This is a genomic window from Marinobacter flavimaris, from assembly GCF_002933295.1.
Taxonomy (GTDB): domain Bacteria; phylum Pseudomonadota; class Gammaproteobacteria; order Pseudomonadales; family Oleiphilaceae; genus Marinobacter; species Marinobacter flavimaris.
The window spans coordinates 176,278-189,581 of record NZ_PSSW01000009.1 but is presented as its reverse complement, the minus strand read 5'-3'; the positions used below and the strand labels follow the sequence as shown (position 1 = coordinate 189,581).

General features: G+C 58.2%; 15 protein-coding genes. 8 read left to right on the top strand and 7 right to left on the bottom strand.

What is annotated here, in order from left to right; all coding sequences use genetic code 11:
* The first annotated feature begins 22 nt into the window (after positions 1 to 22).
* From ispF to MDHKLMBL_RS16175, 8 genes are all read left to right on the top strand, one after another.
* A complete protein-coding gene (gene ispF / locus MDHKLMBL_RS16210) occupies positions 23 to 502 on the top strand; it encodes a 2-C-methyl-D-erythritol 2,4-cyclodiphosphate synthase (RefSeq protein ID WP_104271457.1) in 480 nt (159 codons plus the stop codon).
* Positions 499 to 1,548 (top strand): tRNA pseudouridine(13) synthase TruD, encoded by a 1,050-nt coding sequence (gene truD, locus MDHKLMBL_RS16205; RefSeq protein WP_104271455.1) that lies wholly within the window; start codon positions 499 to 501, stop codon positions 1,546 to 1,548. The genes ispF and truD overlap by 4 nt, the downstream gene beginning before the upstream one ends.
* An 11-nt stretch (positions 1,549 to 1,559) precedes the next feature.
* Positions 1,560 to 2,330 carry a 5'/3'-nucleotidase SurE gene (surE, locus tag MDHKLMBL_RS16200; protein WP_008172880.1) on the top strand — a complete coding sequence of 257 codons (771 nt, stop codon included), beginning with the start codon at positions 1,560 to 1,562 and terminating at the stop codon, positions 2,328 to 2,330.
* Complete coding sequence (locus MDHKLMBL_RS16195; RefSeq protein ID WP_014576717.1) at positions 2,327 to 2,983, top strand: protein-L-isoaspartate(D-aspartate) O-methyltransferase; 657 nt, start codon at positions 2,327 to 2,329, stop codon at positions 2,981 to 2,983. The genes surE and MDHKLMBL_RS16195 overlap by 4 nt, the downstream gene beginning before the upstream one ends.
* A gap of 2 nt (positions 2,984 to 2,985) precedes the next feature.
* Positions 2,986 to 3,975, top strand: a complete 990-nt coding sequence (locus MDHKLMBL_RS16190) for a polyprenyl-phosphate transporter (RefSeq protein ID WP_104271453.1) — start codon at positions 2,986 to 2,988, stop codon at positions 3,973 to 3,975.
* A 210-nt stretch (positions 3,976 to 4,185) separates the two neighbouring features.
* Positions 4,186 to 5,076, top strand: a complete 891-nt coding sequence (locus MDHKLMBL_RS16185; RefSeq protein WP_008172873.1) for a peptidoglycan DD-metalloendopeptidase family protein — start codon at positions 4,186 to 4,188, stop codon at positions 5,074 to 5,076.
* A 205-nt stretch (positions 5,077 to 5,281) separates the two neighbouring features.
* Complete coding sequence (rpoS, locus tag MDHKLMBL_RS16180) at positions 5,282 to 6,277, top strand: RNA polymerase sigma factor RpoS (protein WP_104271451.1); 996 nt, start codon at positions 5,282 to 5,284, stop codon at positions 6,275 to 6,277.
* A 205-nt stretch (positions 6,278 to 6,482) separates the two neighbouring features.
* Positions 6,483 to 7,058, top strand: a complete 576-nt coding sequence (locus tag MDHKLMBL_RS16175; RefSeq protein WP_104271449.1) for a chalcone isomerase family protein — start codon at positions 6,483 to 6,485, stop codon at positions 7,056 to 7,058.
* Positions 7,059 to 7,118: 60 nt separating this feature from the next.
* On the opposite strand, the gene nth is transcribed toward MDHKLMBL_RS16175, so the two are convergent.
* From nth to rsxA, 7 genes are read right to left on the bottom strand one after another with little or no spacing between them, the layout of a single operon-like run.
* Positions 7,119 to 7,757, bottom strand: a complete 639-nt coding sequence (gene nth, locus MDHKLMBL_RS16170; protein WP_008172868.1) for an endonuclease III — start codon at positions 7,755 to 7,757, stop codon at positions 7,119 to 7,121.
* Positions 7,758 to 7,785: 28 nt separating this feature from the next.
* Complete coding sequence (locus MDHKLMBL_RS16165; RefSeq protein WP_008172865.1) at positions 7,786 to 8,502, bottom strand: electron transport complex subunit E; 717 nt, start codon at positions 8,500 to 8,502, stop codon at positions 7,786 to 7,788.
* Between the two features lie 2 nt (positions 8,503 to 8,504).
* Positions 8,505 to 9,206, bottom strand: coding sequence for an electron transport complex subunit RsxG (rsxG, locus tag MDHKLMBL_RS16160; RefSeq protein ID WP_014576722.1), 702 nt, complete (start codon positions 9,204 to 9,206; stop codon positions 8,505 to 8,507).
* A 2-nt stretch (positions 9,207 to 9,208) separates the two neighbouring features.
* Positions 9,209 to 10,258 carry an electron transport complex subunit RsxD gene (gene rsxD, locus MDHKLMBL_RS16155; RefSeq protein WP_104271447.1) on the bottom strand — a complete coding sequence of 350 codons (1,050 nt, stop codon included), beginning with the start codon at positions 10,256 to 10,258 and terminating at the stop codon, positions 9,209 to 9,211.
* Between the two features lie 21 nt (positions 10,259 to 10,279).
* Complete coding sequence (gene rsxC, locus MDHKLMBL_RS16150) at positions 10,280 to 12,109, bottom strand: electron transport complex subunit RsxC (RefSeq protein ID WP_104271445.1); 1,830 nt, start codon at positions 12,107 to 12,109, stop codon at positions 10,280 to 10,282.
* Positions 12,109 to 12,687 (bottom strand): electron transport complex subunit RsxB, encoded by a 579-nt coding sequence (gene rsxB / locus MDHKLMBL_RS16145; RefSeq protein ID WP_088557582.1) that lies wholly within the window; start codon positions 12,685 to 12,687, stop codon positions 12,109 to 12,111. The genes rsxC and rsxB overlap by 1 nt, the downstream gene beginning before the upstream one ends.
* Positions 12,688 to 12,716: 29 nt before the next feature.
* Complete coding sequence (gene rsxA / locus MDHKLMBL_RS16140; protein WP_014576726.1) at positions 12,717 to 13,298, bottom strand: electron transport complex subunit RsxA; 582 nt, start codon at positions 13,296 to 13,298, stop codon at positions 12,717 to 12,719.
* Positions 13,299 to 13,304 lie beyond the last annotated feature (6 nt).

Below are 13,304 nucleotides of genomic sequence, written 5' to 3'. Positions count from 1 at the left end.
TCGGAGTGTTCCGGAGCACATTATGCGTATTGGTCAGGGCTTCGATGTCCACGCCTTCTGCGAAGGCGACTCTGTGATTATTGGCGGCGTAAGCATTCCGCATTCCCACGGGCTCAAGGCCCATTCTGATGGTGATGTCCTGCTGCATGCGTTGGCAGATGCATTGCTGGGCGCTGCCGCGCTTGGCGACATCGGGCATTTCTTCCCGGACACCAGTGACGAGTGGGCAGGGGCCGACAGCAGGGACCTTTTGCGTCGGGTTGTGATCCGGGTCCGGGACGAGGGCTTCTCCGTCGTTAACGTGGATACCACAATCATTGCCCAGGCCCCCAAGATGGCACCCCATATCGATGCCATCCGTTTGAACATTGCCGAAGATCTGGGCGTGCCGGCCAGTCGTGTCAGCGTGAAAGCCACCACCACGGAAAAGCTGGGTTTTACGGGGCGCGGGGAAGGCATTGCCTGCCAGGCGATCTGTCTGCTTGAACCGGTGGAATCTTGAGCAACTGGCGCCTTGACTGGCCAACCTCCGGCGGCGGTCGTATTGCCTCTGGCCGCCTGAAAACCGCCCCGGGCGATTTCATTGTCGACGAATTGCTGGAGCGGCCGGAGAGCAGCCCGGCCGTCGAGGGAGATGTAATCGCAGGCAGTGGCGAGCATCTTTGTTTGAAACTGGAGAAAGTGGGTGATAACACAGAGTATGTCGCCCGCGAATTGGCCAGGATCGCCGGGTGTCGTCACTTTGATGTCGGTTTCTGTGGGCTCAAGGATAGGCATGCTGTGACCCGCCAGTGGTTCAGTCTGTACCGTCCCGGAAACGAGGATCAGGACACCGCTTTGATCCGGGAGATTGGCGCACGCTGGCCGGTTCTGGCGGCTTCGCGGCAGGCGCGGAAATTGCGGCGTGGGGAGCACAGGGGTAATGGTTTCACGATTACCCTGAGGGCCGTCTCCGGTGAGCACCGGGTTATTGACCGAGCACTGGAGCGTCTGGGCGATATTGGGGCTCCAAACTACTTTGGCCCCCAACGGTTTGGCAATGATGGCGCTAACCTTGACCGTGCGGTGCATCTCGATCCCGCTACCCTGAACCGACGTGGCCGGTCCGGTGGAAAAGGCCGGGGTGGCAAAAAGCGAGCTGGCAGCGACGGCTCGAAAAACGTATTGTATTTTTCGGCAGCGCGCTCCTGGCTGTTCAATGAGGTGCTGGCAGCTTGGGTAGATGATGGCAGCTGGGCCGAGGCAGGAGCGACAGGTCCACTGTGGGGTGATGGCGGCACCACCGCTTGTGGTCCCCTGGAAACCTTCGAGCGAGGCATTGTCGCCCAAACCCCGGAGTTGGCCGCCCTGTTTTCGGTCACCCGGATGAAACCGGAGCGAAGGCCATTGGCGGTAAAACCGGAGAGCCTCTCCTGGCAGTGGGTCGCCGAGGACTGTCTGGAGCTGGCCTTTTTTCTTTCGCCCGGCCAGTACGCGACAACGATTTTGAGTGATATTTTCGAGCTTGAGGACATGAGCCTCGGCCGACACAACGAACAACAAGGCTAGCGGAGAACACTGTGCGTATTCTGTTGTCGAATGATGACGGCGTTCATTCACCGGGGCTTATAGCCCTGTTTGATGGCTTAAAAGGACTGGGTGAGCTTGAGGTCGTGGCGCCTGACCGGGATCACAGCGGCGCCAGTAACGCCCTGACGCTCAATCGCCCCCTGACGGTTGAGGAACATCCCAACGGTTTTCGTTCGGTCGATGGAACACCGACCGACTGCGTCCATCTGGCGGTGAACGGATTGTTCCGTGAGCCGTTCGACAGGGTGGTGTCGGGTATCAACACCCACGCCAACCTAGGCGACGACATTATCTACTCCGGTACCGTTGCTGCGGCAACCGAGGGTCGCCACCTCGGACTTCCCGCCATTGCCGTCTCCCTTGTCAACGATGGCCACTTTCACTACGAGACCGCCGCCCGGGTTGTCCGGGTGCTGCTCGAGAACGAGCGTCCCCTGGTGCTGGGGCCTCGCTCCATTCTCAACGTGAATGTCCCGGATGTTCCCTGGGAGGAACTGGCTGGCATTCGGGTGACGCGCCTCGGCCACCGGGAACGGGCAGAGGGTGCCGTCCCGATGACCTGTCCTCGCGGCAAAGAGCGTTACTGGATCGGGGCGGCAGGTGTCGGCGGTGACGCCGGTCCCGGCACTGATTTCAATGCCGTACGTGAAGGTTATGTCTCGGTTACCCCGGTTCACATCGACATGACCCGGCATGAGGCGCTCTCACGGCTCCGGGATTGGGTCGATACCCTGGAGGTTTCGCTGGAGGGGCGGGGATGACAGCGCAGCTCGAAGGCATCGGGATGACCTCCCGACGCACCCGGATGCGACTGGTTCAGCGCCTCAGGGAAGCCGGCATCGAGTCGGACCGGGTACTTGAGATTATGGGAGAGGTGCCACGGCACATTTTCCTGGATGAGGCGCTTTCCCATAGAGCCTACGAAGATACATCGCTGCCGATTGGCTACGGCCAAACCTTGTCACAGCCCTACATAGTGGCCCGCATGACTGAATTAATGCTTGCCCACGGGCCCTCACGGGTCCTGGAGCTTGGCACCGGGTCCGGTTACCAGACCTCGGTGCTCTCCCGCCTGTTCGCCGAAATCTACAGCGTCGAGCGTATCAAGGCGCTTCAGGACAGGGCCCGGGACCGGTTGCGACAACTGAACGCCAGAAACGTGTTCCTGAAACATGCTGATGGTGGCATGGGCTGGCCTGAACGTGGCCCTTTCGACGGCATTATCGTGACCGCAGCACCCATTGAAGTTCCAGCCGAATTACTCGCCCAATTGGCAGACGGTGGCGTGTTGATTGCCCCTGTCGGTGAGGAGAACCAGGTGCTGGTGCAGGTAACCCGGCGGGGAGATCGCTTTGATCACAAGGAGCTGGAACCGGTCCGGTTTGTGCCGCTTCTGGGCGGGGTTGTCCGATAATCATGGTCGACTCTTCAGAAAGTAAAACAAACCTGGAAAACGATATTGCACGCAGCCACCACCCTGCAGCCGTGTTTCTTCGGGGAATCGCCATGGGTGCCGCTGATATTGTTCCAGGGGTTTCCGGTGGCACCATTGCCTTCATCACCGGTATCTATTTCCGCCTCCTGGAAGCTATCAACGCGGTTCCCGGAGCAGTTTTCCATGACTTGATTCGCGGCCGGTTCACTCGTTTCTGGCACGCCTGTGACGGAACTTTTCTGGTCGCCTTGCTGGCGGGCGTCCTGACCAGTATTGCTACCCTGGCATCTGGGATCAGCTATATGCTGGTGGCCTACCCGATCCTGATCTGGAGCTTTTTCTTTGGATTGATCGTCGCTTCGGTGTGGCATGTCGGGCGTCAGGTGCGACACTATAAGCCCGCGCTGCTGGTTCCGCTGTTGTTCGGCATTGTTATCGCGTGGTGGATAACCACCCTGTCTGCCAGCGAAGTCGCGCCTTCCACTCTGGCGTTCTTTGGTGCCGGAGCGCTGGCCATCTGCGCCATGATTCTTCCTGGCATCTCGGGCAGCTTTATCCTGGTGATTATTGGTATGTATGCGCCCGTGCTCGCCGCGATCAAATCGTTGGACGCGGGCATTCTGCTTCTGTTTATGGCAGGTTGCGTGGTGGGTCTTTTATCCATCGCCCGCCTGATCACCTGGGCGTTCCACCATTTTCATGATCTCGTGCTCGCCTTGCTCACCGGCTTCATGATCGGAGCGCTCAACAAGGTTTGGCCCTGGAAGGAGACTCTCAGTTGGCGTACCAACAGCTCCGGTGAACAAGTTCCCCTGAATGAGACGAGTGTCTGGCCCTCTACCTTTGCAGAGCAGGCCGGCCAGGATCCCCAGGTGCTATTGGCCGTGCTCATGGCGGCGGCCGGTTTCGCCCTCGTTCTGCTGGTGGAGTGGCTCGGTTCCCGGCATGGAAAGGTCGCACCATCGAGGTAATTTGAGGCGACTGTGTGCGAAGAGTGTTACCTAACGCACAAAACGGGTGTTTCTGGAGGTAACAAGGGAGGTCGGTCAGTAACTTGGCTTCCCGAGAAAAATGTGCAATATATTAGCAAGTTACTATAAAAACTTTAGAAACTGCTTCGACAACCGACAGCGGTTATACGGATTTTTCATAACTGGGTCAGTTTTATTCCTGTGAGATTCATGCGTGGGCTCATCAATGCCGTTTCACCGGCGTCCCCGCGGTTCCCGTCCGGTGCCTCAGAGCCTGATCGCCCCGCGAAAAAGGTGCTGGCCAGCCGCCTTGCACTCCTGCCCCTCATGGCCCTGCTGCTACTTTCCGGCTGTAACACGCCGGCACTCTACCAGGACGACATTTACAATCCCCCGGTCTATTGGGGCCGTCACGTCGTCAAACCCGGTGAAACCCTTTACAGCATAGCCTGGCGGTATGGTCGGGACTACCGCGAGCTTGGCGACGCCAATGGCATTGGTCCGCCCTGGAATCTCAAAGCGGGTCAGGTGATTCGTCTGGATCTTCGCGGAAGTGTAACCTCGGGCAGTCAGACTACAGCTGCCAAAAAGCCGTCTGGATCGCAACCGCCGAGAACGGCGAGTCGTGCTTCGCCTCCAAAACAGACAGCCGCCACGGCACCCAAACCTGCGGTGACGAGAGCAGCGAACAAGGGCGCGCCGCTCGCTTCCCAGACCCAGACCGTGGCCCGGATTGAATGGCGCTGGCCTCACGTTGGCACTGTAATTGCTGGATATTCAACATCCGGAAAAGTCAATAAAGGTATTGATATTGCCGGGCAAGCCGGGGATGCTGTAAGAGCTGCGGCCACCGGGAATGTGGTCTATGCCGGCAACGGGTTGCTTGGATACGGCAACCTGATTATCGTGAATCACAACGAGCACTATTTAAGTGCTTACGCTCATAACCGGAAGATTCTGGTGCAGGAAGGGGAGGATGTGAAAGCCGGGCAGGTGATCGCAGAGCTCGGTAGCAGTGGCGCTGAACGACCCATGTTGCATTTTGAGATTCGTAAAAATGGCAATCCGGTTGACCCAGTCCATTATCTGCCGCCGCGCTAATGAATGACGCAGTCAGCAGGCTGCCCTGATCGCACACCCTGGCACTGACAAAACACCGCGTTCGCAAGAAAAACAAGAACGGTAAAGGCCATGACAGGCCGACCAACAAAATGTCCTGAAGAAAAAAGCGTGAAGACAAAGACGTCCGCAATAACAAGAAGTATCGGGCGAACATCCAGGATTATTGAGAGGCGGGGCAAGACAAATGTCAGCAGAGCAAGAAGACATCATCATTGATCGTGTATCGGACATGGACGATGCCGAGGATCAATTGTTAGCAGAAGAGAAAGTTGAAAAAGAGCCAACCGAAGAAGCGGCCGAAGTAGAAGAGGACATCCCCACCCAGGGACGTTATTTCACCAGTCAAAAGCAGCTGGATGCCACTCAGCTGTATCTCAACGAAATTGGTTTTTCCCCCCTGCTTACGCCGGAAGAAGAGGTCTATTTTGCCCGTCTGGCACGCAGGGGAGAGGAGTCCGGCCGTAAACGGATGATCGAGAGCAACCTTCGCCTTGTGGTGAAGATCGCACGACGTTACGTGAACCGCGGGCTGACCCTGCTGGACCTGATCGAAGAGGGCAACCTTGGCCTGATCAGGGCGGTGGAAAAGTTTGATCCGGAGCGGGGTTTCCGATTCTCCACCTACGCCACCTGGTGGATTCGCCAGACCATTGAGCGGGCCATCATGAACCAGACCCGCACCATCCGTCTGCCGATTCATGTGGTCAAGGAACTCAATCTGTATCTCCGTGCAGCGCGGGAACTGACCCAGAAACTGGATCATGAGCCCTCGGCGGAGGAAATCGCCAGAATGGTCGATAAGCCCGTGGCCGACGTTAAGCGGATGTTGGGTCTCAATGAGCGCGTCGCTTCCATGGACACTCCCATTGGTGCCGGTGGCGAAAAGTCGCTTCTGGATACCGTAGCGGATGAAGGGGCTTCGGATCCGGCGGATCTCCTGCAGGACAACAATATGTGTTCCTGCCTGGAGAAGTGGATTGACCAGCTTAGCGACAAGCAGCAGGAAGTTCTGTCACGCCGTTTTGGTCTGCGGGGCTACCCGGTGAGCACGCTGGAGGAAGTCGGCCAGGAGATAGGTCTGACCCGCGAGCGAGTAAGACAGATCCAGGTCGAGGCGCTTCGTCGTCTTCGTGAGATCCTGGAGAAGGAAGGCCTGTCAGGAAACCTGCTGTTCAAGTAACGTCTTTCTTTTCTTTCGATCCAAAGCCGGCCAGGGAATCCCTGGCCGGCTTTTTTGTGTTTCAGGATCGCCCCAAATGAGAACCAGGGCGCGTCCCGCCCGCCAGCGCCGTTGATAGAATGCCGTGACCGGGCGGGGATAAGGGTGTCGAAACCCGGTGCACGAATGAAACACGTCAATAATAACGATCGAAAAGGAAAGGACTATGAAGAAGGCTCTTACAACCGGTTTTGCGGCTCTGACGCTGACGGCCCTGCTGTCTGCTCCAGCCGCAGCACTCACCGTGGAAGGTGTTGATGTTCCGGATACCTATTCCGCCATGGATACCGAACTGACGCTTAATGGCGCAGGTACCCGTTCCAAATGGTTCATGGACCTGTATGTCGGCGGTCTGTACGTTCCCGAGACCATCGACGATGGTGAGGCCGTGATTAACGCAGATGAGCCCCAGGCCATCACGCTGCACATTATCTCCGGCATGATTACCAGCGAACGCATGACAGAAGCCACCCTGGAAGGTTTCGAGGCCTCCACCGACGGCGATATGGCATCTATCCAGGAGGATGTGGACCAGTTTATGGCGGTCTTCCAGGAAGAAATCACCGAGGGTGACGTTTTCGATCTGGTGTACCTGCCGGGCGAAGGCGTGCGGGTCCTCAAGAACGGCGAGCAAAAGGACACGGTTGGCGATCTGGCCTTTAAAAAGGCCCTGTTCGGAATCTGGCTGTCCGATAAGCCGGCTCAGAAGGATCTGAAGGAGAAAATGCTGGGTCAGCGCTAACCGCGGCTTGGCGTCTGAAACAAAAAGCCGGCAAGATGCCGGCTTTTTTACGCCCCGGATTCAGAGATAATCCCGTTTCTGCTTGAACTCGCACAGGTCCTCAATGATACAGGCGCCGCATTTCGGTTTGCGGGCGGTACAGGTATAGCGCCCGTGCAGAATGAGCCAGTGGTGCGCGTCCAGCAGGAACTCTTTTGGCACCAGGCGCATCAACCGGTTCTCCACCTCCAGAACGTTCTTGCCGGGCGCAATGCCGGTGCGGTTCGACACGCGATAGATGTGAGTGTCCACCGCCATGGCCATGTGGCCGAAAGCGGTGTTCAAGACCACGTTTGCGGTTTTGCGACCGACTCCGGGCAACGCCTCCAGATCCTCCCGCCGCTCCGGCACCTGGCCGCCGTGTTTCTCAATCAGGATTCGACAGGTCTTGATCACGTTCTCGGCCTTGCTGTTAAACAGGCCAATGGTCTTGATGTATTCCTTCAGGCCATCGACTCCCAGGGCCAGGATGGCCTCAGGTGTGTTGGCGACCGGGAAAAGCTTGTCGGTAGCCTTGTTGACACCCACATCCGTGGCCTGGGCCGAAAGAATAACGGCAATCAGCAACTCGAACGGGCTGGAATAGTTCAGCTCGGTGGTCGGGTTGGGGTTGGCCTCCCTGAGGCGGGTGAAGATCTCAATGCGTTTCTGTTTGTTCATCAGCTCTCAGTCTTGTGCAAGTGCGGACTCAGGATACGTTCCCGGTAACCCGGACCCGCTTGCTGCCTGCTGCTACAGGCGCTGGTTCATGTGCCTTGCGGCGCTCTTCCAGATGGTTGTCGATACCATTTTTGAGCGCGATCAGCAGTCCTAGCCCGATAAAGGCGCCGGGCGGAAGAATCATGAACAGCATATCCGGGTAGTTGTCGAAGGGGCGGATCACCCAGTCGGCAGCTACGGGGCCCAGCAGCAGGTGCATGTCCACAAACAGGGTGCCCTGTCCGATGAGTTCCCGAAGGCCGCCCAGGACAACCAGCACCGCCAGAAAGCCAAGGCCCATCATGGCGCCATCCAGCAGTGCCGGAAGTGGTGGATTTCTGGAAGCAAAAGCGTCAGCCCGGCCGAGGATGGCGCAGTTGGTGACGATCAGTGGAATGAAGATGCCAAGAATCAGATAAAGCTCATAGGTAAAGGCCTGCATGAGCAGTTCGGCGCAGGTTACGAATGAAGCGATGATCATGACGAATGCGGGCAGGCGCACAGACTCGCTTACGAAATTGCGAATCAGTGACACGGCAAGATTGGACCCCATGAGCACCATGAGTGTAGCCAGCCCCAGCCCGATGGCATTAACAACGGTACTGGTCACGGCCAGAAGCGGGCATAGCCCAAGCACCTGGACGAGGGCCGGGTTGTTGTCCCAGAGCCCGTCGCGGATGATTTCGCTCGATGATTTGGTTGCCATGGTCAGGAATGCTCCGTATTGGACGATTCGCCGGCAATCGCTTCAGGGTTCAGGATCTTGTCTCTCGGTGACGGCTCTTCGTTGAGCCGCTCCCGGATAATCTGACGGTTTTCCCGAAAATAGATCAGTGCTTTCTGAACCGCTTTCACTACAGCCCTTGGCGTGATCGTTGCGCCTGTGAACTGATCGAATTCTCCACCATTCTTTTTAACGTTCCATTCCCGATGCGGCGGTTTGCCCAGCGAGCGGCCATCGAAACTCTTGATCCAGTCGGATTTGCGGGTTTCAATCTGGTCTCCCAGCCCCGGCGTTTCCTTGTGACTGGTTACCCTCACTCCGAGAATGGTCCCCGTCATGTCCACTCCCACGAGGAGATGAATCTTGCCGGAATACCCGTCGGGTGCTACCACGGGCATTATCATGCCAATGGGCTGCTCGTTCTGTCGAGCTACCCAGACGTTCAGAGGGCCGGGCTGTGCCAGGCGCTCACTGGCAGGCAACTGTACCGTATCCCTGAGCAGGTCGTTGTTGTGCCGGCTTTCGGGAATGATTTCATACAGGGCCTGGGCCTCTGCGCGGGCGGCCTGTTCACGAATTCGCTCTTCCGTGGCCACCTGGGTTACGGCAATGGTGCCGCCGGTGATCACGGCGAACAGGCCGAGCCCGATGGCGCTGCGGCGGATGGACTGTGCAACTGCAGCCATGATTACCCCTGGCCCCCCGGTACACCCCGACGGGCCTTGTGGTGGCCGTAAGTGCGTGGAGGTGTGTAATGATCAATGAAAGGAACGGCAAAATTCATCAGCAGAACGCTGAACGCCACGGCGTCGGGATAATTGCCCCAGGTGCGGATCAGGTAGATCAGGATGCCAATTCCCGCCCCATAGATGAGTTTCCCCTGGTGGCTCGTAGCTGCTGACACCGGGTCGGTAGCGATAAAAAAGGCACCGAGCATGGTCCCGCCTGCAAGCAGATGCAGGGATAGTGGTGCATAGAGGTCGGCATTGTTGCCAAAGGCCAGGCTCATTACGATCATCCCACCAAGAAATCCTGCCGGAATGTGCCAGGTAATGATCCGCAGGGCGATGAGCAGAAGGCCTCCTGCCAGAAATGCCGCATTGACCCATTCCCAGCCTCTGGCGATACCCTCACCAAACGTTGGGTGGTTCAGCACCTCGGTTGCTGTGTGGGTGGTGATCTTGTGTTTGTACTCGTCAAGAGGCGTTGCCATCGTCCAGCCATCGACCGCTGTTTGGTGGCCGGAGGCTATGGTTGCCAGGGTCTCGCCAAAGCCCGGAGCACCGTCCCAGAGCATGGCGGGCTCTGCCCAGTTCGTCGTCATCGCCACCGGAAAAGACACCAGAACCAGGGCGTAACCAACCATGGCAGGGTTGAAAGGATTTGAGCCCAGCCCGCCATAGAGTTGTTTGGCCACAACGATAGCCGAGATCACTGCGACCGCAGATACCCACCAGGGCGCAAACTGGGGCAGCGACAGACCTAACAGAAGGCCGGTGACGGCGGCGGTATTGTCTTTGATGAAGAAGGCGACCGGCTTTTTTCTGAGCTTGAGCAGGGCAGCTTCAGAGGCGATCGCCAGGGCAATACAGAAGACCACGTTGATCAGGTTGCCCCAGCCGAAGAATAGCGTCTGGGCCAACAGGCCAGGCAATGCCGCAATAAGAACCCACAACATCACGCGGGATGTTGGCCGGGCCTTGTGGGCGTGTGGCGATGACTGCTGAACAAATGCCATGGATGTGTTGCCTGAACTCGTTTAGTGGGTTGTCTGGGATTCAGTCGGACCGGCGGCCAGCTTTTCTCTGGCCTCAGACAGCGCCTCTTCCGCTCTTTGCACCCGATCGTGATTCTTGGCCACGGCCCTCTCCAGCTTCTCGACGTTGTCTGCCTGCTGGGCTTTGGCGTCATCAAGCATGCCTTGCATGGTTTCCAGCTTGGACCTGGCCTGCTCCAGCTGCTTCTCAAGGGCCTCGATGTCGGGCTTTTCCTCGGTCGGCGGTGCACTGGGGGCAGGCGACTGGGACGCTTGTGCCTTTGCTTTCTTACGGGCCAGGGCCTGCTCCACAAGCGCCGACTTGGCGGCACGTTCGTCAACAGCCTGACCTTCGGCGGCCGCTTTCTCCGCCTCTGCCTGTTTTTTCGCGGCTGCTTCGGCTGCGGCCTGCGCCCGCTCCTTGCGCCTCAGTTCTTTCTCCTGTTGCTCGCGCTCGAGGCGTGCCTGGCGTGCCTCGAAGCGTTCCCGGGCCCGGTCGGCTTTCAACTGTTCTGCCTGTTGGGCACGGATTTCACCCTTGGCGAACCGATAGTACTGAACCAGCGGAATCGAACTCGGGCAAACATAGGAACAGGCGCCACATTCTATGCAGTCAAACAGGTTCAGGTGCTCCGCCTTTTCAAATTCGGTGGCCTTGGCGTGCCAGAAAAGTTGCTGCGGCAACAGCTCCATGGGGCAGGCTTCGGCGCACTGGCCACACCGGATGCAGGGTTGTTCCGGTGGTGGTGCCGGCAGTTCAGCTGCCGTTGCCGCAATCACGCAGTTGGTGGTCTTGATGACCGGTACCGCTTCGGTCGTGAGTGTGTAACCCATCATGGGGCCGCCAAGCACCAGGCGGCTGACCGCATCCTGGTTAACACCAGCCTGCCCGAGCAGATGCTCAATCGGTGTGCCAATAAGCGTTTCGAAGTTGCCCGGTTCCCGAACGGCTTCCCCCGTGATGGTAACGATTCGGGAAATCAGCGGCGTACCCTCCAGGACCGCATTTGCTACGGCAACGGCGGTTCCGATGTTCTGGCACATCACGCCGATATCGGCGGGAATTCCGCCGCTGGGCACTTCCATGCCGGTCAGGATCTGGATCAGCTGTTTCTCGCCACCTGAGGGATACTTGGTCGGAACAACCGCAATTTCGGTCTGGGTGCCTTCGGTGGCTTTTCGCAGCGCGGCAATGGCTTCCGGTTTGTTGTCTTCAATACCGATCACGCAACGCTCGGGGCGCAGAATCCACGCCATGATTTTTAGCCCGGCAACTACCTCGTCGGCCTTTTCCCGCATGGTCATGTCATCAGCGGTGATATAGGGCTCGCATTCTGCGCCGTTCAGAATGAGCGTGCTGACCTTGCGATCCCTTGGTGGCCGGAGTTTGATATTGGTGGGAAAGCCGGCTCCACCCATACCGGAAATGCCGGCATCACGGATGATTTGCAGAACCTCGTCGCGCTCAAGAGAACGATAATCCGCCACTGGACTGCGCTGGCACCATTGGTCCTCGCCATCCGGTTTCAGGGTGATGCACCGGTCCGCCATACCTGAAGGATGGGGAACAGGGAAGTCGGCGATGCTCTCGATCACTCCGGATGTCGGCGCATGAACGGGAACGCCCATGCCGGTTTTAACGTCGGCAATTTTCTGGCCCTTCAAGACCCGCTCGCCGACCTCAACAATGGCCTCAGCCGGATCACCGATGTGCTGCTGAAGTGGCAGAACCAACTGGGCAGGCATGCCGGCATCGCGAATCGGACGCGCGGTTGAGATGTCTTTGTGTTCCGGAGGATGGATGCCGCCGGAGAAATCCCAGAGTTGAGTCATCAGGCACTGGCTCCCTGGCGATCGGTGGCAATGAGTCCGGATTTGGGCGGTGTCCAGGTCCAGGTACGAATATCGGGTTCCACCGTCACCATGTCGATGCAGTCCACCGGGCAGGGATCAACACACAGATCGCAGCCGGTGCATTCGCTCTCAATGACCGTGTGCATGTGCTTGGCGGCGCCAAGAATGGCGTCCACAGGGCAGGCCTGGATGCACTTGGTGCAACCAATGCATTCGTCCTCACGAATCACCGCAACCCGTTTGACCTGTTCAACGCCGTGTTCGGCATCCAGGGGTTCCGGTTCCACATCCAGCAGGTCTGCCAGTGCCTTGATGGTAGACTCGCCGCCCGGCGGGCATTTGTTGATCGGTCCCCCCTCGGCAATGGATTCGGCGTAGGGCCGGCAACCGGGATAGCCGCACTGGCCACACTGGGTCTGGGGAAGAAGGGCGTCAATCTGATCCACCAGCGGGTTGCCCTCCACCCTGAACCGTTCGGCCGCAAATCCGAGCAGGCCGCCGAAAACAACGGCCAGGGCCAGAAGCACCACAACGGCAACAAGAACGCTTGTCCACATAACCTGTTACTCCTAATCCCGCCGGCCGATCAAACGCTGACCAGGCCGCCAAAGCCCAGGAAAGCCAGAGCCATCAACCCGGCTGTCACCAGCCCGATGGCAGCACCGCGAAAGGCCACCGGCACATCGGACACGGCGATGCGCTCACGCATGGCGGCGAACAGCACCAGAACCATCGAGAAGCCCGCTGCTGCACCAAATCCATACAACACGGACTCAACGAAGTTGTTGTTCTTGTTAATGTTAAGCAGGGCGACGCCCAGCACCGCGCAATTCGTGGTGATCAACGGAAGGAAGATGCCCAATACCCGGTAAAGCAACGGGCTGGTTTTGCGCACCACCATCTCGGTGAACTGAACCACCACGGCAATCACCAGGATAAAGGTGATGGTTCTGAGGAACGCGAGGTCCAGCGGCTCGAGCAGGTAGGTATAGGCAAGGTAACTGCACACCGAAGCCAGGGTCAGCACGAACGTGGTGGCCAGGGACATCCCCATGGCCGTTTCCAGTTTTCCGGATACGCCCATAAAGGGACACAGGCCCAGGAACTGAACCAGTACAAAATTGTTCACCAGAATGGTGCTGACCAGAATCAGCAGATATTCGGTCATTTACCT